This is a genomic window from Martinezella lusitana (assembly GCF_010668395.1).
In the GTDB taxonomy this organism is placed as follows: Bacteria; Pseudomonadota; Alphaproteobacteria; order Rhizobiales; family Rhizobiaceae; genus Rhizobium; species Rhizobium lusitanum_A.
In genome coordinates this window covers 380,929-402,455 of record NZ_WUEY01000003.1, presented here as the reverse complement: position 1 = coordinate 402,455, position 21,527 = coordinate 380,929, and the positions used below count along the sequence as shown (strand labels likewise).

The 21,527-nt window shown below is 59.7% G+C and carries 18 protein-coding genes and 1 pseudogene; 10 read left to right on the top strand and 9 right to left on the bottom strand.

The genetic code is table 11. The annotated features are described in order from the left end of the window. Nucleotides 1-7: 7 nt before the first annotated feature. The 6 genes from GR212_RS08905 to GR212_RS08880 all read left to right on the top strand — a co-directional run bounded on the left by GR212_RS08905 (nucleotide 8) and on the right by GR212_RS08880 (nucleotide 6,461). Nucleotides 8-1,681: a ribonuclease J gene (locus GR212_RS08905; protein ID WP_163986125.1), complete on the top strand. Its 1,674-nt coding sequence runs from the start codon at nucleotides 8-10 to the stop codon at nucleotides 1,679-1,681. Between the two features lie 31 nt (nucleotides 1,682-1,712). Beyond that, nucleotides 1,713-2,117 carry a methylmalonyl-CoA epimerase gene (mce, locus tag GR212_RS08900; protein ID WP_163986124.1) on the top strand — a complete coding sequence of 135 codons (405 nt, stop codon included), beginning with the start codon at nucleotides 1,713-1,715 and terminating at the stop codon, nucleotides 2,115-2,117. A gap of 99 nt (nucleotides 2,118-2,216) precedes the next feature. After that, the gene (locus GR212_RS08895) at nucleotides 2,217-2,492 is read left to right on the top strand and encodes a DUF1467 family protein (protein WP_163986123.1); all 276 of its coding nucleotides are present in this window, start codon (nucleotides 2,217-2,219) and stop codon (nucleotides 2,490-2,492) included. 611 nt (nucleotides 2,493-3,103) lie between these two features. Then, nucleotides 3,104-4,426 carry a proline--tRNA ligase gene (proS, locus tag GR212_RS08890; protein WP_163986122.1) on the top strand — a complete coding sequence of 441 codons (1,323 nt, stop codon included), beginning with the start codon at nucleotides 3,104-3,106 and terminating at the stop codon, nucleotides 4,424-4,426. 26 nt (nucleotides 4,427-4,452) lie between these two features. Next, nucleotides 4,453-5,763, top strand: a complete 1,311-nt coding sequence (locus GR212_RS08885) for a lipoprotein-releasing ABC transporter permease subunit (RefSeq protein WP_163986121.1) — start codon at nucleotides 4,453-4,455, stop codon at nucleotides 5,761-5,763. Between the two features lie 14 nt (nucleotides 5,764-5,777). Then, on the top strand, nucleotides 5,778-6,461 hold the full coding sequence (locus GR212_RS08880) for an ABC transporter ATP-binding protein (protein WP_163986120.1): 684 nt from the start codon (nucleotides 5,778-5,780) through the stop codon (nucleotides 6,459-6,461). Nucleotides 6,462-6,470: 9 nt separating this feature from the next. Here GR212_RS08880 and GR212_RS08875 read toward each other — a convergent pair whose 3' ends face one another. Continuing rightward, nucleotides 6,471-6,938: a DUF5680 domain-containing protein gene (locus GR212_RS08875; RefSeq protein WP_163986119.1), complete on the bottom strand. Its 468-nt coding sequence runs from the start codon at nucleotides 6,936-6,938 to the stop codon at nucleotides 6,471-6,473. Between the two features lie 78 nt (nucleotides 6,939-7,016). Beyond that, nucleotides 7,017-7,610: a hypothetical protein gene (locus GR212_RS08870; protein ID WP_163986118.1), complete on the bottom strand. Its 594-nt coding sequence runs from the start codon at nucleotides 7,608-7,610 to the stop codon at nucleotides 7,017-7,019. A 355-nt stretch (nucleotides 7,611-7,965) separates the two neighbouring features. Here GR212_RS08870 and dnaE point away from each other — a divergent pair, with 355 nt between their 5' ends. Next, nucleotides 7,966-11,460, top strand: a complete 3,495-nt coding sequence (gene dnaE, locus GR212_RS08865) for a DNA polymerase III subunit alpha (protein WP_163986117.1) — start codon at nucleotides 7,966-7,968, stop codon at nucleotides 11,458-11,460. A gap of 61 nt (nucleotides 11,461-11,521) precedes the next feature. On the opposite strand, the gene GR212_RS08860 is transcribed toward dnaE, so the two are convergent. The 3 genes from GR212_RS08860 to GR212_RS08850 form a co-directional block, all read right to left on the bottom strand. Next, nucleotides 11,522-12,793, bottom strand: coding sequence for a L,D-transpeptidase family protein (locus GR212_RS08860; protein ID WP_163986116.1), 1,272 nt, complete (start codon nucleotides 12,791-12,793; stop codon nucleotides 11,522-11,524). A 186-nt stretch (nucleotides 12,794-12,979) separates the two neighbouring features. Further along, the gene (locus GR212_RS08855; protein ID WP_163986115.1) at nucleotides 12,980-14,020 is read right to left on the bottom strand and encodes a glycoside hydrolase family 25 protein; all 1,041 of its coding nucleotides are present in this window, start codon (nucleotides 14,018-14,020) and stop codon (nucleotides 12,980-12,982) included. Nucleotides 14,021-14,211: 191 nt separating this feature from the next. Beyond that, on the bottom strand, nucleotides 14,212-15,501 hold the full coding sequence (locus GR212_RS08850) for a DNA polymerase IV (protein WP_163986114.1): 1,290 nt from the start codon (nucleotides 15,499-15,501) through the stop codon (nucleotides 14,212-14,214). Between the two features lie 83 nt (nucleotides 15,502-15,584). On the opposite strand from GR212_RS08850, the pseudogene GR212_RS08845 reads away from it, so the two are divergent. Further along, a pseudogene (locus GR212_RS08845) lies at nucleotides 15,585-16,164 on the top strand (GNAT family N-acetyltransferase). 17 nt (nucleotides 16,165-16,181) lie between these two features. Here GR212_RS08845 and GR212_RS08840 read toward each other — a convergent pair. Both GR212_RS08840 and GR212_RS08835 read right to left on the bottom strand, forming a co-directional pair. Continuing rightward, nucleotides 16,182-16,829, bottom strand: a complete 648-nt coding sequence (locus GR212_RS08840) for a hypothetical protein (RefSeq protein ID WP_163986113.1) — start codon at nucleotides 16,827-16,829, stop codon at nucleotides 16,182-16,184. 2 nt (nucleotides 16,830-16,831) lie between these two features. After that, a complete protein-coding gene (locus tag GR212_RS08835) occupies nucleotides 16,832-17,140 on the bottom strand; it encodes a DUF3572 domain-containing protein (protein ID WP_163986112.1) in 309 nt (102 codons plus the stop codon). Between the two features lie 131 nt (nucleotides 17,141-17,271). Here GR212_RS08835 and GR212_RS08830 point away from each other — a divergent pair, with 131 nt between their 5' ends. Beyond that, nucleotides 17,272-17,643 carry a response regulator gene (locus GR212_RS08830; RefSeq protein ID WP_028754034.1) on the top strand — a complete coding sequence of 124 codons (372 nt, stop codon included), beginning with the start codon at nucleotides 17,272-17,274 and terminating at the stop codon, nucleotides 17,641-17,643. Between the two features lie 16 nt (nucleotides 17,644-17,659). Continuing rightward, nucleotides 17,660-19,033: a PleD family two-component system response regulator gene (locus tag GR212_RS08825; RefSeq protein WP_163986111.1), complete on the top strand. Its 1,374-nt coding sequence runs from the start codon at nucleotides 17,660-17,662 to the stop codon at nucleotides 19,031-19,033. 805 nt (nucleotides 19,034-19,838) lie between these two features. Here the strand turns inward: GR212_RS08825 and rpmG are convergent. Together rpmG and GR212_RS08815 are read right to left on the bottom strand one after the other, a co-directional pair. Then, entirely contained in the window at nucleotides 19,839-20,006 is a 168-nt protein-coding gene (rpmG, locus tag GR212_RS08820; protein ID WP_003587245.1) for a 50S ribosomal protein L33, read from the bottom strand. Nucleotides 20,007-20,102: 96 nt separating this feature from the next. Then, nucleotides 20,103-21,287 carry an MFS transporter gene (locus tag GR212_RS08815; RefSeq protein WP_163986110.1) on the bottom strand — a complete coding sequence of 395 codons (1,185 nt, stop codon included), beginning with the start codon at nucleotides 21,285-21,287 and terminating at the stop codon, nucleotides 20,103-20,105. Nucleotides 21,288-21,527: the final 240 nt, after the last annotated feature.

The following is a 21,527-nucleotide window of genomic DNA, read 5'->3' as shown; positions in this document are numbered from 1 at the left end:
GGATCAGATGGCGAAGCAAGACGAATTGGTGTTTCTGCCCCTCGGCGGCGTTGGCGAAATCGGCATGAATCTCGCGCTATACGGCTATGGCCCGCCCGAGCAGCGCCAGTGGATCATGGTCGATTGCGGCGTGACGTTCCCGGGGCCGGATCTGCCGGGCGTCGATCTGGTGCTGCCGGATATCCGTTTCCTCGCCAAGGAGCGCAAGAACCTCAAGGGCATCATCATCACTCATGCGCACGAAGATCACTACGGCGCGCTGAACGATCTTTGGCCCGGGCTGAATGTTCCCATCTATGCCTCGGCTTTCACCGCAGGCCTTCTGGAAGCCAAGCGCGATTATGAGAAGTCGATGGGCGAGATTCCCGTGACGCTCTTCAAGGCCGGTGACCGCATCAATGTCGGCCCCTTCAATATCGAAGGCGTGGCCGTCAACCACTCGATCCCCGAGCCGATGTCGCTGGTGATCCGCACGCCGCTCGGCAACGTCGTCCATACGGGCGACTGGAAGATCGATCATGAGCCCTCGCTGGGGCCGTTGACGGACGAGACCCGGTTCCGCCAGATCGGCGACGAAGGCGTGCTGGCGCTGATGTGCGATTCCACCAATGCGCTCCGCGATGGCGTTTCGCCTTCCGAAAAGGATGTTTCGGAAAGCCTGCGCAAGATCATCGAGAACGCCGAGGGTCGCGTTGCGATCACCACCTTCTCATCCAATGTCGGCCGTATCCGCACGGTCGCCGAGGCCGCCGAGGCTGCCGGCCGCGAAGTGCTGCTATTGGGCAGCTCGCTGAAGCGGGTCGTCGATGTTGCCCGTGACATCGGCCTGATGGAAGGCATCAAGCCTTTCATCGCGGAAGACGAATATGGCTATATCCCGCGCGACAAGGTCGTGGTCATCCTGACCGGCAGTCAGGGAGAGCCGCGCGCGGCCCTTGCCAAGCTCTCCCGCGACGAGATGCGCAATGTTGCGCTGGCTGCCGGCGATATCGTCGTCTTTTCATCGCGTGCCATTCCCGGCAACGAAAAGGCGATCCAGGATATCAAGAACGGCCTGATCGAGCAGGGCGTGCATGTCGTGACCGACGCCGAAGCGCTCGTGCATGTCTCCGGCCATCCGAGACGCAACGAGCTGCAGAAGATGTATGAGTGGACGCGTCCGGCCGTCGTCGTGCCTGTGCACGGCGAGGCGACGCATCTGACCGCCCATAAGGAACTGGCCGAACAGAGCGGCATTTCCACCGTACCGCGCGTGCGCAACGGCGATATATTGCGCCTCGCGCCCGGACCGGTCGAAGTTATCGGTGAGGCCCCGCATGGGCGTATCTTCAAGGACGGTACGCTCATCGGCGATTTCGACGAGATGGGCATCGGCGAGCGCAAGAAGCTGTCCTATGTCGGCCATGTCGCCGTCAACGTCGTGCTGGATGCCCGTTACGATATCGTCGGCGATCCGGATGTCGTACCCATCGGCTTGCCGGCCTATGACGACGAAGGCGAGGAGATGGAAGATACGCTCTTCGACGCCATCGTCAGCGCCATCGAAAGCATCCCCAGAGCACGCCGCAAGGATCTGGACATGCTGCAGGAGGCCGCTCGTCGCGCGGTGCGCTCGGCCGCCAACCAGGGCTGGGGCAAAAAGCCGATTGTAACCGTATTCGTCACGCGCACGGCCAATTGAGGTCGGCGATCCGATCGGGGAGGAGAGTGCCGTGCTGGGACGCATCAATCACATCGCGATAGCCGTCCCCGATATCGCGACGGCCTCCGAAGCCTATCGTGAGACGCTCGGCGCCAAGGTGTCTGCTCCGCAGCTGTTGCCGGAGCACGGCGTTACCGTCGTTTTCGTGGAACTGCCCAATACCAAGGTGGAACTGCTGGAGCCGCTGGGCGAAACTTCGCCCATCGCGTCCTTCCTCGCCAAGAACCCGGATGGCGGCATGCACCATATCTGCTACGAGGTCGTGGATATCCTGGCGGCCCGCGATCAATTGGTCGCCAAGGGCGCGCGGGTGCTCGGAAATGGCGAACCGAAAATCGGCGCGCATGGCAAGCCGGTGCTCTTCCTGCACCCGAAGGATTTCTTCGGTACGCTCATCGAGCTTGAGCAAGTGTGACATTAAAACGCTGATCGGCGCTTTGAAAGACGACTGCTTTGCCCCTATAAGCAGCTTGGAAGAGGAGGAGGCGGGCAGGCTCGTCTCGAAGGGAGCACAATGGCACAGCAGATCGCCGCCGGTTTAGCCGTCTATTTCGTCATCTGGTGGATTACGCTTTTCGCCGTCCTGCCCTTCGGCCTGCGAACCCAGGCCGAAGACGAGCATGTGATCCTCGGTACCGTCGAAAGCGCGCCGACGAAGTTTCGCGCGTGGCGCGTGGTTTTCACCACGACGCTGGTGTCGGCCCTCATCTATGGCACCTGGTATGTCGCTTCGCATTATTTCGGGCTGAGTATAGATTCCATTCCCCAGATCGTTCCAAGCTACAAGTGATCCATGAAAACCGTAGATTGACGGCGCCCGGAATGGCGGCGCCTTGCGATCGCCATCAATTTGTCACACGCCTGTCATCAGCGTAGAGCAAAGAATTTACAGCTTGTGTATATTATTTCGGCTGAAGACCGGGCCAATACTTCCGGGCGATTGAAGAGCGAGCCGAGAAAGCAAAAAAAAACAAGGCTGTAAGCCTTGTTTTAAAGTATCGCGTGATCCTTATCCGTTACCGGGGCAGCGAGCGAGCGCGCCTAAGATCTGATCCTCCCAAGACTTGACCGCGAAACGGCAAGAATTTAGCCTTCTTGCCTCTTTTGTGAGCTAAAATTAGCTCAAAGATTGAGCTTTGTCATCCTTTTTTTTGCTTTTTTGCTACAGTCGAGCAGAATTTTTCTGTTGACAGATTTTCGTCTTAAATCCTTATAAACGTGCGCTTTTTCGAAACATCGAAAATAGGCTGTATCGCCTGTATTCTCAGGTGTTTGCCAAAATCTTCCATTGCAGAATGCGGGTTTCCTTCCTCCGCCGAAGCAGTTATGAACTGCCTCCAGTACATAATTTGCTAACGATTCCGCGGGGCGCGGAATATCAAACCATCTGGAACAAGCGTCATGCGTCTGTCTCGTTACTTCATGCCCATTCTGAAGGAAAATCCTAAAGAGGCTGAAATCGTCTCCCATCGGCTCATGCTGCGAACCGGCATGATCCGTCAGCAGTCGCAGGGCATCTATTCCTGGCTGCCGTTGGGCAAGCGCGTGCTCGACAAGGTCAATGCCATCATCCGCGAGGAGCAGAACCGTTCCGGCGCCATCGAGCTGCTGATGCCGACGCTGCAGTCGGCCGAGCTCTGGCAGGAAAGCGGCCGCTACGACGCCTACGGCAAGGAAATGCTGCGCATCAAGGACCGGCAGGACCGGCCCATGCTCTACGGCCCGACCAACGAGGAAATGGTCACCGACATCTTCCGGTCCTACGTCAAGTCCTACAAGGACCTGCCGCTGAACCTCTATCATATCCAGCTGAAGTTCCGTGACGAGATCCGCCCCCGTTTCGGCACCATGCGTTCGCGCGAGTTCATGATGAAGGACGCCTATTCCTTCGATCTGACGCTCGAAGGCGCCGTGCATGCCTATAACAAGATGTTCACGGCCTATCTGCGCACCTTCAATCGCCTCGGTCTGAGGGCGATTCCGATGCGCGCCGACACCGGCCCCATCGGCGGCAAGCTCAGCCATGAATTCATCATCCTCGCCGATACCGGTGAGTCCGAAGTGTTCTGCCACAAGGATTTCGTCAATTTCGACATCCCTGGCGACGACACGAATTTCGACGACGTCGCCGGCCTGAAGGCTATCTTCGACAAGTGGACTTCGGTCTATGCCGCCACGTCGGAAATGCACGACGAAGCCGCGTTCAACGCCATTCCCGAAGGCGAGCGCCTGTCCGCGCGCGGCATCGAGGTTGGTCACATCTTCTATTTCGGCACGAAATATTCCGAGCCGATGGGCGCGAAAGTGCAGGGTCCGGACGGCAAGGAACATCCTGTCCACATGGGATCTTACGGTATCGGCCCGACCCGCCTTGTTCCCGCCATCATCGAAGCATCGCATGACGAGAACGGAATCATCTGGCCGGATTCGGTCGCGCCGTTTGATGTCGTGGTGATTAACATGAAGGCCGGGGATCAAGCGTGTGACGAGGCTTGCGAAACGGTTTATGCCGCGCTGTCGAAAGCCGGCAAGGACGTGCTGTTCGACGATCGCGATGAGCGCGCCGGAACGAAGTTTGCGACGGCCGACCTCATCGGCGTGCCGGTACAGCTTATTGTCGGCCCGCGTTCGATCGCGAGCGGCGAAGTGGAATTGAAGAACCGCAAGACCGGCGCTCGCGAGACGATGACGGTCGAGGCAGCAATCAAGCGGCTGGCGGGCTGATTGACGATAGATGGGATGGAAGGCGAATGGCGGTGAGCGCGGCAGTGGAACAGCAGGAAAATTCGTTCAAGGCCAGCCCATCGTCTCGTCCGTTTTCCGGATTTGAGCGGCTTGTCGCCTGGCGCTATCTGCGCTCAAGGCGCAAGGAAGCGTCCATTTCGGTCATCGCCGGCTTTTCGCTGGTCGGCATCATGCTGGGCGTTGCGGCGCTGATCATCGTCATGGCCGTCATGAACGGTTTCCGCGCCGAGCTCTTCAAGCAGATCCTCGGCTTCAACGGCCATGTGGTCGTACAGCCGATCGATTCGCCTTTGAACGACTATGCGGAGCTGGCCAAGAAATTTTCCGCCGTGCCCGGTGTCACCATGGCGCTGCCGCTCGTCGAGGGCGAGACGCTTGCCTCCGGCCGCGGCGGCTCCGGAACCGGCGCGCTGGTGCGCGGCATCCGCTCGGAGGATCTGACCAAGCTGAAGACAGTTTCCGATCACATCGTTTCCGGCGACATGGTCGGTTTCGCTTCAGGGCAGGGCGTGCTGGTCGGCAGCCGCCTCGCGCGGCAACTGGGTCTGACGGTGGGCGATCAGATCACGCTCACGGCGCCGGATGGCGACGTCACGCCTTTCGGCGTCAATCCGCGCGTCAAGGCATATACGATCTCCGGTCTCTTCGAGGTCGGCATGTCGGAATATGATTCCTCCGTTGTCTTCATGCCGCTGGAGGAGGCGCAGGTCTTTTTCAATGCCGAAGGCATTGTCGAGAAGATAGAGCTCTTCGTCACCAACCCGGATGACGTCGATCAGTTGCGACCGAAGATCGAGGACGCGGCCGGGCGGCAGATCTTCCTGACCGACTGGCGGCAGGTCAACGCCACTTTCTTCTCGGCCTTGCAGGTCGAGCGCAATACGATGTTCATGATTCTGACATTGATCGTCCTCGTCGCCGCATTGAACATAATTTCAGGCCTGATCATGCTGGTGAAGGACAAGGGCAGCGACATCGCCATCCTGCGCACCATGGGCGCGACGTCCGGCGCGATCATGCGCATATTCTTCATGACGGGGGCCGCTATCGGCGTCGTCGGCACGCTTGCGGGCGTGATACTCGGCGTCGTGGTCTGCCTGAACATCGAGTCCATCCGCCAGTTCTTCTCCTGGATTTCGGGCACGGTGATCTTCAATCCGGAAGTCTATTTCCTGAGCAAACTGCCGGCCCAGATGAATTTCAGTGAAACCATCTCCGTTATCGTGATGGCGCTCACGCTTTCCTTCCTTGCTACGATCTTTCCGGCCTGGCGCGCTTCGAGGCTCGATCCGGTGCAGGCGCTGCGCTACGAATAAGGAATTCGCATTTGATGAAACGCAAGGTCGTTCTCCAGCTCTCGGGCGTGGAGCGTCATTATGGGCAGGGTGAGACGAGCCTGTCGATCCTGAAAGGCGCGGATTTCGCCCTGCACAGCGGGGAGATCGTCGCCCTTGTCGCACCGTCCGGTACGGGCAAGTCGACGCTGCTGCATGTCGCCGGCCTGCTTGAACACCCGGATGCCGGCGAGGTGCTGATCAACGGCCAGGCTTGCGAAGGCTTGTCCGATGACAAGCGTACGGCCGTGCGCCGGAGCGAGATCGGCTTCGTCTATCAGTTCCATCACCTCTTGCCGGAATTCTCGGCTCTTGAAAACATCATGATGCCGCAGCTCATTTCCGGCCTCTCGCGCAAGGATGCAAGCGAGCGGGCTGCCCAGCTTCTCGACTACATGCGCATCGGCCATCGCGCCGATCATCGCCCGGCCGAGCTCTCCGGCGGCGAGCAGCAACGTGTCGCCATCGCCCGCGCCGTCGCCAACGCCCCGCTGGTGCTGCTGGCCGACGAGCCTACCGGTAACCTCGACCCCGCAACCGCCCACTATGTCTTCGATGCGCTGGAGGCGCTGGTGCGTCAATCGGGCCTTGCGGCCCTGATCGCTACCCACAATCACGAACTTGCCATCCGCATGGACCGCCGCGTGACGTTGAGTGACGGCAAGGTGGTCGAAGTCTGATCGGCTCCATCAGGGGACGATCAGGCCGCCACGATAGTCCAGCTCATAGGCCTTGCTCTCCCTCACCATGATGGCCTCGTGGCCGATGAAATGGTCGCAAGTTCCGTTGCTGCGGTCGATATAGCGACCGTACGCGTGCTCGAACTCGAAGCCGCCGGGAAAGCGGTTTTCGTCCAGATAGAGCCGCAGCAGCGCTGCCTTGATGACCATGCCGGCACGCCTGCCGTCGATCAGATCCGGCTCTATGATATGGCCGAAGTAATTCATCGCCCAGACCGGCTCGTCATCGTACCAGACGAGCTCCTGCCCGGCAAAATCCGTGCCGCCGAAATAGCTGTCGAGATAGCGCCAGCGGCCGTTGACGTAGCCGATGTCATGCGAACCGCTGCGGCAGGACGGCAGCCTCTCGCCGTCGCCGACATAGGTTTCCGCCTTGGCGATGACAATAAAATCGTTCAGCTCGGCAAGGTCCGGCATGACGCTCTCCAATTTTGGTGAGCAATCACAATGGCATTGGTTGGGCGGATTGTAAAGAACAAAAAGAGAACAAACTAACTATTGGCCGCTCTCGCACGCCTTCTGACCGATATCGTCCTGCCAGTCCTGGATGCTGACGGTCTTGGCATCGGCCTTCAGCGTCTTGCCGTCCTTCGTCACCTTGCCGGTCAGCACGTTGTAGTCGCAGCTGTGGCTGTTATCCGGTTCGAGCGTGTCGCTGGAGTCGTACGTATAGCCGGCGACCACGAAGCCGCTGTTGCGATAGGCGAGGGTCAGCGTCTGTTCCCAGCGGTCGCGGCCGATGCTGTCATTCTGCGAGACGATTGCGATCGAACCGTTCGGCAGCGCGGAGATAGACGGTTCCTGGCCGACAACGCCGCCGGGCTCGACGCTGCCCCATATCTTGTCTGGAGCGCTTGCGGCCAGCTTCAGCAAGGAATGCTCGTCGTCGCGCAGGTAGATGTAGATGCCGATCGGATTGTCCGCCTGATCGTCAGGGGAAGACGCCGCCAGAAGGGCGAGATCCGGTTTGCCGTCCTTGTTCCAGTCGCCGATCGCGGCATCGATGATGCGCCCGGGCGGGACGGGATCCCCGGCATGGGCTGCGGTTGCGAGCGAAAGAAGAATGAGAGCGCAGGCAGGTGTTTTCATGGTGATCTCCCGGTTGCCTTTGCATAGCGTCACGCCGTTTCCGCGTCTATCGGAGGCCCAAAAAAGTCCGGTGATGAAATTTATTGATGCTTCTATTGACTCTCGAACAAAAATAGAACAAAAAAGAAACATAACGAGTAAGGAGCGCGTAAATGACCGATATCATTCGAGACGTTGCAGCATTCACCTCCATCGTCATGTTCGTTGCCAGCTTTTCCCTCATCATGATGGCGATGTGAGTTTTATCCCCAGATGCACATGATGCTCCCGTATTTGATGGGAGCAACTTCTGGACTTTATGATCCGTAATGCCGACAATGCCGCCGATTCATTTGGGCATGCGGAAGGGTTTGAAATGGCGGATGTGAGTGGCGGCGGCGCGGTTGTGCCGGTCGGCGAAATGCCGGAATTCGTGCACCTCCGGGTTCATTCCGCCTACTCCCTGCTGGAGGGAGCGCTGCCGCTCAAGAAGATACTGGCCAAGGCTGCCGGCGACAGCCAGCCGGCCATCGCCATCACCGATACCAACAATCTTTTCGTTGCCCTCGAATTCTCACAGAAGGCGATGGACGAGGGACTGCAGCCGATTATCGGCTGCCAGGTATCGATCGACATGGAAGATGGCGGCGAGGGCGAGAAGCGCGGGCCGCAACAGGCACTGGCCAAGCTGCCGTCCATCGTGCTGCTTGCCGCCACGGAGCAGGGCTATGAGCGCCTCGTCGATCTGGTCAGCCGTGCCTATCTCGGCGGCGAAGGCAATAGCGCCGTCCACATCACCGCCTCCTGGCTTGAGGAGATCGGCACGGAAGGCATGATCGCGCTCACCGGCTCGCTCACAGGCCCGGTCGATATGGCGCTGAAGGAAGGCCATGCGCCGCAGGCGCTCTCCCGGCTGCTGACGTTGAAGCGGTTGTTCGGCGACCGGCTCTATGTCGAGCTGCAGCGTCACGGCACCTATGATCGTCGCCACGAGCAGAAGATGATCGCGATGGCCTATGAGCACGAGCTTCCGCTCGTGGCCACCAACGAAGCCTTTTTCCCGACGCGCGACGACTACGATGCGCACGACGCGCTGATGGCGGTTGCCCACAACGCCATCGTCTCCGACGACACGCGTTTCCGCCTGACGCCGGATCATTATCTCAAGAGCCGCGCCGACATGGCGAAGCTCTTCGCCAATCTTCCGGAGGCGCTGGACAGCACCGTCGAGATCGCCCGCCGCTGCTCTTTCGTGCTGAAGACGCGCAAGCCGATCCTGCCGCGCTTCACCGGTGCCACCGACGATGCCGAGGAAGCCGAACGTGCCGAGACGGCGGAGCTGCGTGCCCAGGCTATCGAGGGACTGGACCAGCGTCTCGCCTCGCTCGGCATGGCGCCGGGCTATGAGGAAAAGGACTATCGCGAGCGGCTGGAATTCGAACTGAGCGTCATCGAGCGCATGAAGTTCCCCGGCTACTTCCTGATCGTTGCCGACTTCATCAAATGGGCGAAGCGGCATGATATTCCGGTCGGCCCCGGCCGCGGCTCGGGCGCGGGCTCGCTGGTTGCCTACGCGCTGACTATCACCGATGTCGATCCGCTGCGTTTCTCGCTGCTGTTCGAGCGCTTCCTCAATCCGGAACGCGTCTCGATGCCGGACTTCGACATCGACTTCTGCCAGGACCGGCGCGAAGAGGTGATCCGCTACGTGCAGGCCAAATATGGCCGCGAGCAGGTGGCGCAGATCATTACCTTCGGTTCGCTGCAGGCGCGTGCTGCCCTGCGCGATGTTGGCCGCGTGCTGGAAATGCCCTATGGCCAGGTCGACAAGATCTGCAAGCTCGTGCCGAACAATCCCGCCAATCCGACGCCGCTCAGCAAGGCGATCGAAGAGGAGCCGCGCCTGCAGGAGGAGGCGGACAAGGAGCCGGTCGTCGCCCGCCTTCTCGATATCGCCCAGAAGATCGAGGGCCTTTATCGCCACGCCTCGACGCACGCCGCCGGTATCGTCATCGGCGACCGCCCGCTGTCGAAGCTGGTGCCGATGTATCGCGATCCGCGTTCCGACATGCCGGTCACCCAGTTCAACATGAAATGGGTGGAGCAGGCCGGCCTCGTGAAGTTCGACTTCCTCGGCCTGAAGACCCTGACGGTCCTGAAGACGGCCGTCGATTTCGTCGCCAAGCGCGGTATCAGCATCGATCTTGCCAGCATCCCGCTCGACGACAAGAAGACTTATGACATGCTCTCGCGCGGCGAGACGGTCGGCGTGTTCCAGGTGGAAAGCGCGGGCATGCGCAAGGCGCTGATCGGCATGCGCCCGGACTGCATCGAGGACATCATCGCGCTGGTGGCGCTCTACCGTCCCGGCCCGATGGAAAATATCCCGGTCTATAATGCCCGCAAGCATGGCGAGGAAGAAATCGAGTCGATCCATCCGAAGATCGATTATCTTCTGAAGGAAACGCAGGGCGTCATCGTCTACCAGGAGCAGGTGATGCAGGTCGCCCAGGTGCTCTCGGGCTATTCGCTCGGCGAGGCCGACCTTCTGCGCCGCGCCATGGGCAAGAAGATCAAGGCGGAGATGGACCAGCAGCGCGAGCGCTTCGTCGATGGTGCCATCAGGAACGAAGTTTCCAAGGGCCAGGCCGACGTCATCTTCGATCTGCTGGCGAAATTCGCCAACTACGGCTTCAACAAGTCGCACGCCGCCGCCTATGCCATCGTCTCCTACCAGACCGCCTATATGAAGGCGCACTATCCGGTGGAGTTCCTTGCGGCGTCTATGACGCTCGATATGTCCAATACCGAGAAGGTCAACGACTTTCGCCAGGATGCCAAGCGCCTGGGCATCGAGGTCATCGCGCCTTCCGTTCAGACCTCGTTCCGTCATTTCGAGACGGGCGACAACCGGATCTGCTATGCGCTTGCTGCCATCAAGGGCGTCGGCGAATCCGCCGTGGACCATATCGTCGAGGTGCGCGGCGAGCAGCCCTTTGCCGGCATCGAGGATTTCTGCCTGCGCATCGATCCCAAGCAGATCAACCGCCGCGTTCTGGAAAGCCTGATCTGCGCCGGCGCCTTCGATTGCTTCGAGATCGACCGCGCGCAGCTGATCGCCGGTATCGACCGCATCATGGGCTATGCCCAGGTGGCGCAGGAAAACAAGCGCAGCGGCCAGCACGACATGTTCGGAAGCGCGGCGTCAGGGCCGGAAAAGATTGTCTTCCCGACCTACACGCCCTGGCTCGCCTCGGAGCGGCTGCTGCGCGAATTCCAGGTGCTCGGCTTCTATCTGACGGCGCATCCGCTCGACACCTACAAGAGCGTGCTCGACAAGATGCGCGTCCAGCCCTTCGCCGACTTTTCCGCTGCGGTGAAGCAAGGGGCCAGCAACGGTCGCCTGGCCGGCACAGTCATCTCGAAGCAGGAGCGCAAGACGCGCACCGGCAACAAGATGGGTATCTTCGTGTTTTCCGATGCTTCGGGCCAGTTCGAGGCCGTGCTCTTCTCGGAGACGCTCAACCAGTATCGCGACGTTCTCGAAGTCGGGAAATCCTTCGTCATCACCGCCCAGGCGGATGAGCGCCCGGAAGGCATCAGCCTGCGTCTGCAGACCGCGCAATCGCTGGAGGAGAAATCGCTGCAGATGCAGAAGGCCCTGCGCGTCTATGTTCGCGATTCCGGGCCGCTGAAAGCAGTGGCCGCGCATCTCAACGCCAGGGGCGATGGCCTCGTTTCCTTCATCGTCATCAAGGAGGAAGGGATGCGCGAGGTCGAGGTGGCTTTGCCGGAGAAATATCGCATCACGCCGGAAATCGCCGCCGCACTGCGCACGGCGCCGGGCGTGATTGATGTGGAGCTTGTTTAGAGCAATCCCGGGAAAAGCGCATGGCGGCTTTCCCTCCGCAATTGCGTGAAGACAAAAGGCTTTAGCCCTTCTTCCCGAGCGCGCCATTGTTGGTGATGGTGATGAAATCGGTCTCGTTGCCGGTTTCCGGCCCGATGCCGGTGTCGGAAATCGTCAGCGACGATCCGGCCGTCAACAGATCCTCGATGCGGTGGCGAACATCATCGGGGATGGTGATGCGGCCAAGCGCTTGCCCTGCGGCGTCGAGCGATTGCGATTGCTCCTCGCTGGTGATGCCGTAGCGTTTTTTCGCCTGCTTGCTGAGATCTTCTTCCAGCGTCATGCCGAACCAGTCGGCCTTGCCGCTGATGCGGTCGATCGCATTGGCGGTGAAGAAATGCACGCCGAGCGCCTCTTGCGGTTCGGCGATGATGGCAGGCCCCTCGAAGAGCGGCGCGAAATTCTGCCGAACCATGATTGCGCCGTTCGGAGGCTCGCCCTTGCCGGCGGCGGCATAGACCGCCTTCATCAGATCCGGACTGACGAGACTGCCTGCCGCCTTGATGTCATGCGCCTTCTTGAAGTCCTCGATGGCCTGCACCGTCGCGGGCCCGAGCATGCCGTCGGGCGTTCCGGTGATGAAACCCATGCCGTTCAGCAGGCCCTGGAGGTCGCGCACGTTCTCACGCAGGCCGCGCCGGGTAATCAGGATGCTGAGCGGTGCGGGATCGGCAGGCGGGGCGATGATTTCCTGCGCTTTCGGGATCTGGATCGAAGTGACATCGTTCGTCGCGACCTGCAGCGATTGCCCCTGCGGCAGAAAGCTCGCGGTCATGGGGCGAAGTTCGATGCCGGAGAACAGCGCCGGCGGTGGAGCGGCCTGCGGCTGGAACAGCATGGAATTGTCGAAGGGCTGCGGCACCAGCGGCTGATCGGCGATGACCACATGCACGCCGCGCTCGGTCATCTGGTAAAGCGTCTTCGCGAAGGCCTTCGGCATGCGCACGCAGCCGTGGGAGGCCGGATAATTCGGAACCGAATTGGATTCGTGCAACGCGATTCCAGACCATGTCAGCCGTTGCATGAAGGGCATCGGCGAGCCCGAATAGAGATTGGACTCGTGATAGACCTTCTTTTCCAGAATGGAGAAGATGCCGCTCGGCGTCGTATGCCCGCGCTTGCCGGTCGAAACCTTCGAGGTCGCAATCACTGTATCGCCATCATAGACCGCAAGCGATTGCCTGTCCTTCGACACCACGATCTGCAGGGTGCGGGCATCCTGCGCGGCAAGAGCGGGATGAGAAAGGGCCGTGGCTGAGAGCAGCCCGAGCCCAAGCAATAAAAACGGCTTCATAGACACAAACCAAAACGCAATACTCGTAGCGCCCAAGGTTAGAGATCGAAGTTTAAGGAAGACTTGCCGAAGAGACGCTTCTTGTCGCCATGAGGCGGGCCTCTGCAGCCATGAACTATACAACAACGCCGAGACGGAGCGTTCGGCTCTGTCTCGGCGCTATTCCGTCAACGAAGGCGGAAAGGTTCAGTGCGCGCTGGACGCTACCCAGTTATGCCAATCCCGCTCGGTGCCGTGGAAGGCATTGAGGTCGATCCTGCCATCGACACCGTGGGAAACGCCCGAGCCCGAATACTGCCAGAACAGCCAGTTGCGGCCGGGATAGACCTTGGACGGGTGGGCAGCCACGGAACGCAGCCAGAAGGGATAGTTGAGCAACTCGCCCCGCAGATTGTCGCGATAGAAATCCGGAGCGGTGTAGACGATCGGGCGCTGGCCGTAGTGCTTTTCCAGCTTGTCCATGAAGACCTGCATCTTGGCGAGCACCTGCTCGCGCGAAGGCCGGCGCTTGCAGCTCGATTCGCCATTCCACTCCACATCGATCACCGGCGGCAGGGCCCCGGCTTCCTTCGGAACGTTGCGAATGAACCAGTCGGCCTGTTCCCCGGCTGTCCGGCACCAATAGAAGAAGTGATAGGCGCCGTGCTTCAGGCCGGCCTGTTGAGCAGCCCGCCAGTTCTTCCTGAACATCGGATCGAGATGATCGCCGCCATCCGTCGCCTTGATATAGACGAAGTTCGCCCCCTGCGTGCGCAGCGTATCCCAGTCTATCTCGCCCTGCCATCGCGAGACATCGACGCCGTGGACGGCGAGCGTCCGGGGCGAGGTGGAGGAGCCGAAGTTGATCGGCTTGGCGTCGCGGAAGCGGTGCGTGTAGATCTGCATCGGCTGCTGGCGCAGGGCGCGAGGGATCGGGTTTGAGGGCGCGAGCATGGCAAGCGGCCGCTGAAGCGGTACGGGCGTGTCGTCGCCCCCCTGGTCGGAGGGCAGCAATCCTTCCGGCCGGATATCCGTCGGCATAGCAACCGCGAGAGCCTGCTGCTGTTCGACGCGCGAAACCGTTTCGCCGATTTCGACCGACGGCACGGGCCTGCCGGTCTTTGCGATGGAGCTGGTCAATTCCTTCGAAGGCGGGCTGGCTTGCGCGGCTTCGCGCTCACCTCGGGCGGCGCAGCCTGAGATCGTCAGGCAGGCGAGAAGAATAGTCGATACAGCCGATAGACGCATAGGAACCCGTACGCAAAACACAATCGACGGCGGATCCGCGCCGTTCGGAAGTTACAGATTCCAAGTCCTAATGGAAATTTACCAAAAAAGTTTGAATCCGAGCTTTTCGGCGCGAAGATTCACGCGCGTAGCACGATCATCTGCGCGCGCAGACTTTCATCACCGTACGGTGACTTTATTTTATGCCATTGTTATTTATGGCGTTTATCGCCGAATGTATAACCGGTCTCGACGGTCTTGTTTCCGAATTTTTCTCGCAGCTTGTCCATGGCGGCTTCCGCAGCCGCGCGCCGGGTGGCCTGTTCGTCGATGAGATCTGGCGGGTCGGCGCGTGCGGCATCGCCAAGATCGGAAACGCCGATACCGATGAGACGGAATTTCGTGCCGTCCGTTTCGTGTTCGAGCAGGCGCAGGCCGGTCCGGAAAATCCGGTCCGCAAGCTGGGTCGGATCTTCCAGGCGGCGGTTGCGCGTTCGGGTCTTGAAATCGGCAGTCTTCAGCTTCAGCACCACCGTCTGGCCGGCAATGCCGCTGCGCTTCAGACGTCGCGAAACCTTCTCCGAAAGATCGCGCAGGATCGGCACGAGATCGTCATGGCGGGAGATATCTTCGAAGAAGGTGGTTTCGGCGGAGACGCTCTTTGCTGCTTCGTTCGGATGGACGGTGCGGTCGTCGATCCCTCGCGAAAGGCGGAAGAGCCGTTGCCCTATGACACCGTAGCGGCGCATGAGGTCACCTTCCTCCATGGCCTGCAATTGCCCGATGGTTCGGATGCCGTCGTTTTCCAGCGTCGCGGCAAAGGCCTTGCCGACACCCCATATCGTTGTGACGGATCGCGGCTCCAGGAAGGAGAGCGCCTCTTCCCGGCCGATGACGGAAAAGCCGCGCGGCTTCTGCAGGTCGGAAGCCACCTTGGCGAGGAACTTGCAATAGGAAAGGCCGACCGAGATGGTGATGCCGATTTCCTGCTCCACCCGCTTGACGAACTTGGCCAGGATGCGGGCCGGCGGATCGTGGTGGAGCCGCTGCGTGCCGTCGAGTTCGAGAAAGGCTTCATCGATCGAAAGCGGCTGCACCAGGGGCGTCAGTTCCTGCATCATGGCTCGGACCTCTCGGCCGACGCGGACGTATTTTTCCATGTTGGGATGGATGACGACAGCCTGCGGGCAGGCTTCCAGCGCCTTGAACATCGGCATGGCGGACCGTACCCCGTGGATGCGGGCGATATAGCAGGCGGTTGAGACGACGCCGCGTTTGCCGCCGCCGATGATGACCGGCTTGTCAGCCAGCTCCGGATTGTCGCGTTTCTCGATCGAGGCGTAGAAGGCATCGCAATCGATGTGCGCGAGCGTCAGCGCATAGAGTTCGCGATGATAGACGAGGCGAGGGCTGCCACAGCTCCGGCAACGCGGTCGTGCTGCCGATTGCTCGCTCAGGCAATCGCGACAGAAGCCGGAGATCTTGTCTGGTGCATTGGTCATCGGATGAGAACAAAAATTGAACATTGCCACTTTATGTTCTAAGCTTGCGAGTCTCAAGCCGGAAAACTGCAGGGGGAGGAGAGGTGCAGAATTTAAGCGTGCAGCCGTTGACGCCGGATCGATGGGACGATTTTGAAACGCTGTTCGGGCCGAGTGGCGCCTGCTATGGCTGCTGGTGCACCTATTTTCGCGTTCCGACATCGCAGCGCAAGACGATGGATGCGACGGCAAAGAAGCAGTTCATTCAGGAGCGCGTTGCGGAAGGGCCGCCGCCCGGCCTCCTCGGCTATATCGGCGGTCAGGTGATCGCCTGGGTGCAGGTCGGTCCACGCGCCGATCTGCCGCAATGGAATTCGCCGAAGACCGTATCGCGCCCGCTCGATCCGGCCGATGCGGAAGATCGCTCGGTCTGGGCCGTGAGCTGTTTCTTCATGAACTCGCGGGATCGCGGCAAGGGCCATAGCCATCGCATGCTGTCGGAGGCCGTGAATTTTCGCCCGGGCTTCCGGCGCGCGACTGCTGGAAGGCTGTCCGATCGAACGCACGAAACAATCAAAATCCGTCGGCCTCTATGTCGGTTCGCGACGTATATTCGAGGCGGCCGGATTTTCTGAAGTGGCGAAGCGCAAGGATGGCCGGCCTTTGATGCGCCTCGCTCTTTGAGATCGGACCGCGTCGCGTCAGCGCACGATATGGGCCTGGATCAGCGTTGCTGCCTGGCCCCATTCGTTTGCTTGCGGGATGCCCGCGGGGGCTGCCGGCGCCATGCGATGGACGATGGAATCGGGTTTCAGATTGATCAGGAGGCATTCCGGAACATGCTCGCTGACCGAATGCAGATTGTGGGCCATGTCGTCGACGAAGGCGACGGGCATCGTGCGCTGTCGGTGCAGCGAGCGCACGATCGGCCCCTTCGGCTGCAGCGATGCCAGCAGAGGATAGGCAAGCTCGAGCCTGTCGAGCAGCCGTCGTCTCTGCGCCCAGAATTGCGGCGGCATGGCCGTGAGGAAGACGATGTCGGCATCCTTCGAGAATTCGCCAAGCGTATCGACGACGCGATCGAATGGCGTTTGCCAGTGCTCCTGCGCTTCGAAGAAGGTTTCGATCAGCCGGTGAACATCCTTTTCCTCCAGCGCCGAGCCGGTAGCCTTGGAGACGAGATTGCCCGTCAGCCGGAAGGAACGCGGCAGGAATTCATAGCCTTCGCCGTCAATGAAGGTCAGGAAAGGCGCAAAGAAATGCAAGACGACATCGTCGACATCGCAAACGATCAGCGGCCGCTCCTGCAGCTGGATATGAGAAACGTCGAATTCGAGCGGGGCATCCATGGTCAATATTCTCCAGAGGCGAGGCCGGGCGGCGACAAATGCACCGATGCGGCAGCGACGGCCTCCGGCGAAATACCGCTGGCCTCGCAAAAGGCCAGCAATGTCGGTTCGTGGTTCATCAGGAAATCGAGCATCCCGGCAAGGAAGGCAGGCTCGTTGATGGCGTTGCGCACTTGCGCCGGTTCTACGCCGGTCAGCGCCAAGAATCGGCCGAACATATCCGGTTCGTTCGCCAGCCAGCCGAGTACCGCGATCGCAGTCTCGTGCGGGTCGGCCGCATTCTTCTTCGGGTTCTTGAAGTTACTTTGCATTTTGAAGGGGGAGTTACCTATTTTTCAACCAAATGCCGGTAGTTTGCGATTCAAGTATTTCTGGAATCGGTTCCTCGCGACCCTATATTTCGAGAGAATGGATACAGTACCGGATGCAGGGACATCTTTCCATGCCTAAGCAGGTAATGATTGTAGAAGACAATGAGCTGAATATGAAGCTCTTTCGCGACCTGATCGAGGCTTCCGGCTATACGACGATCCAGACCCGAAATGGCATGGAGGCGCTCGACCTCGCGCGCAAGCACCGTCCGGATCTGATTCTCATGGATATCCAGCTTCCGGAGGTTTCCGGCCTGGAAGTCACCAAATGGCTGAAGGAGGACGACGATCTCCACGTCATCCCCGTGATCGCCGTCACGGCATTCGCCATGAAGGGTGACGAGGAGCGCATTCGCCAGGGCGGATGCGAAGCTTATGTCTCGAAGCCGATCTCCGTGCCGAAATTCATAGAGACGATCAAGACCTATCTGGGCGACGCCTGATGATGGGGAAGAGCTGATGACCGCACGCATCCTCGTAGTCGACGATATTCCGGCCAATGTGAAGCTCCTGGAAGCCCGGCTGCTGGCGGAATACTTCGAAGTGCTGACGGCCGAGGATGGGTTGAAGGCGCTCGCCATCTGCGCGAATACCCAGGTCGATCTCATCCTTCTCGACATCATGATGCCTGGCATGGACGGCTTCGAGGTGTGCGAGCATCTGAAGTCGGATCCCCGCACGGCGCACATCCCAGTGGTCATGGTGACGGCGCTCGATCAACCCGCCGACCGCGTGCGCGGCCTGAAGGCCGGTGCCGACGATTTCCTGACCAAGCCGGTCAACGATCTGCAGCTCATTTCCCGCGTCAAGAGCCTGCTTCGCCTGAAGACGCTGAGTGACGAACTGCGCATGCGCAATGAGACCGCGCGCAATTTCGGCATTGAGGATTTGTTGCGGATCGGCGATGGCCGCGCCGACGAAGCCGGCCAGGTGCTTCTGGTCGATGGCCGCGCCAATTCGCAGGAGCGAATCATCCGCGCCCTCAAGCCGATCGCCCAGGTTATCGCCATGTCCGATCCGCAGGCGGCTCTGTTCGAGGCGGCCGAGCGTCCGTTCGAACTGGTGATCGTGAATTCGAATTTCGAGGATTACGATCCGTTGCGGCTTTGCTCGCAGCTCCGCTCGCTCGAGCGGACGCGTTTCCTGCCGGTGCTATTGGTGACGGAGCAGGGGGCTGACGAGATGATCGTCCGCGCGCTCGACCTCGGCGTCAACGACTACATCGTCCGGCCGATCGATCCGAACGAGCTGGTGGCCCGCTGCCTGACGCAGATCCGCCGCAAGCGCTACAACGACCGCCTGCGCGCCAGCGTGCAGCAGACCATCGAGCTGGCCGTCACCGATGCGCTGACGGGCCTCAACAACAGGCGCTATCTGGACAATCACCTCAAGGTGCTTTTCGACCGGTCGCTGGCGCGGGGGCGCCCGCTCTCGGTGCTGATCACCGACATCGACAGATTCAAGAGCGTCAACGACACCCACGGTCACGATGCCGGCGATGAAGTGTTGAAGGAGTTTGCCGCACGCATCCGCTCCACGGTGCGCGGCGCCGACCTTGCCTGCCGCTACGGCGGCGAGGAGTTCGTGGTGGTCATGCCGGACACGCCAGCCGATATCGCCGCCGCCGTCGCGGAGCGCTTGCGCGCTGCGGTAGAAAATATGCCGGTAAAGCTGCGCGATAGTGGCGTTGCGCTCAACATCACGGCGTCCTTCGGGATTTCGTGCCGTTTGGAGACGATCGAGACGCCGGAGCAGCTTATGAAACAAGCCGATCTTGCGCTCTACGAGGCCAAAAGAGCAGGCCGCAATCGGGTCGTCGCTTCGGCAGCCTGAGGCTGCCGCTCTCAGGAGACGGGTATCATCCGCGAATATTGGGGGTATTTCACAGGTTTTGAACAATGCTGAAAGGTTTTTGCTCATTGTTCCGAGCTTGTAAGCAGTTTGGCGTCGTTTAAAGAAAAGGATCGGATCTTTACTTTTGATTTGGAAGATTTGGTTCGGTTTTGGAATAACTTTGAAATATTTCTGTTATTTTATTATATAGTTTTGTTTTGATTTTTATTTTCTTGTAATGAGCCAATTGGGAGATGCGAGCTCAACTGGCGGTAATTTATATATTCAAATATTCTTTAATATCTGTATTCGAACTTTGCTGTCATCGGAGGAGATGTTTCTTTATTCTTGGTACTTCCGGAGAATTAGCTGATTAAAACTATCGATGATTTCTCTTCGCCGAAGTCATGAATTTTAACCATCCCAACAGACAAGTATTTTTTATCATTAAGAATTTGTTGATTTCCTTTCGATTTCGCGCGAATTTAGTCCCATACACAGACAGCCCGCAAGGGTTCAGGAATACCCCATGATGCTCAGGTCCGCCGCATCTCCTGGGTCGTGGGGTCGGTCGGCTGACAGGCAAAAAAGAACGGTTCCTCGTGCCGTTTTGCAGGTCAGCCGACCCCCAATTCAAACGCCGCTCTTCGTTGTCGAAGGCGGCGTTTTTTCTTTCTGGCGGGGCGGTCGAGTATTGTCCCGGATGATGTAGCAAAACCGGACGGCTCGCGGAAAACGTCTCCGAAGAACAAAAAAGGCGCTAACCCGGAGGTTGCGCCTTTTTGTAACCTGAAGTTTAGGAAACTTACTTGATCTTCGTTTCCTTGAACTCGACGTGCTTCTTAGCAATCGGGTCGTACTTCGTCTTCGTCATCTTGTCCGTCATCGTACGGCTGTTCTTCGTCGTGACGTAGAAGAAACCGGTGTCGGCCGTCGACAGCAGCTTGATCTTGATGGTGGTAGCCTTGGCCATAGTCGTCCTGCCTTTAATAAAAATGAACGCCGTGGACGGCCAGTGCGGAGGTCCACGGCGAATTCTGGCGCGAAACTACAAATAGCGCCCGAAAAGTCAACCCCTGTTGCCCATGAAAAGCAGTCGTATCCCCGAAAGCAGGACATAAAGCCCAAAGAAAAAGGCAACAGCCCAGGCAAAACCGCTGGGATTGACGAAATCCATGGCGGTGCCGATCGTCGGCGGCCCCAGGACCATGCCGACGGCATAACAGAACACGAAGGCTGCGTTGGCCGCGACGAGATCCACGCCGGTCAGCCGCGTGCCGAGGTGGCTGAGGCCGACCGTGTACATGCCCGAAACGCAGCCGCCCCAGAAGAGCAGAATGATGGCGAGAATGACCCAGTTCGACGCCAGCGACGGCAGCAGAAGCGCGCCGACAAGGCCTATGGTGGCCATGATCGACAGCAATGGCCGCTTGTCGCGCATGCGGTCGGCAAGCAGCCCCAGCGGGATCTGGAAGACGAAGTTGCCCACGCCCATGACCGTCAGCAGCAGCGCGGCCTGTGATTCGTTGAACCCGAGGCGCGTCGCGTAGCTGGTGAACAGCGATCCTCCGCCGACCGTGACCGCGCCGAACACGAAGACCGCCGCCGTCGCCGTCGGCACGAGGAAGATATAGCGAACGAAATGCAGTTCCGGCTTCTCGTCGACGAGCGGGCTCTCGTTACGCGCAATGAAGATCGGAATGGCGGCCGCCAGGATGATGCAGGCGCCGATGACGAAGGGCATCAGGCCCTCGCTGCCGACGGCGGAGAAGAGCAGGGGGCCGGCGGCAAAGCCGAGGGAGAAAACCGTGGAGTAGAGGCCGAGCACGAAGCCGCGCTTGGAAGGCGGCGAGGCTGCATTGATCCAGAATTCCGACAGGATGAAAAGCGTGGTCGTCGCCCCATGGAAGACGAGGCGCAGGGGGAACCATAGGAGCAGGTTCTCCGCATAATAGAATCCGAGCGAACTCAGCGCCGACAGAACGACCGCCCAGATCATCGTCTGCACGACGCCGAAACGATGGGCGAGCTTGGTCGTGATGACCGCGGCCAGCATCGACGCAACTCCCATCATCGCCGTGTTGAGCCCGATCAGGCTCGAGGAAACACCGCGCTTCTCCAGAATGATGCTGAGAAGAGGCAGGCCCAGTCCGATGGCGATGCCGACGGCGGACACGGACGCGATGGCTGCGACGAGCGAAGGCCAGTGAATTGCTTCGACATGGCCGGCCTTGTCGTTCGTCGGTTCAAGCATAAACTAATTCCTGGAGCATGAGGCGGGCGAATCGATCCGGATGCGCAACATAGAAAGGCACGGCACGGCCAAATTCTGGTGACGGGTCGGCTTTCATGTGAACAGTCACACCTTCCGGAATGGTCCCTTTGATGCGGGGATGTTCAGACAAGAAATGCTGCTTATGTCAAGCGGTTGCCGCCGAAGCAGCGCGCCGGAAGCACGAATAAGCAATAAATCGACATCAACTCCCGATATGAG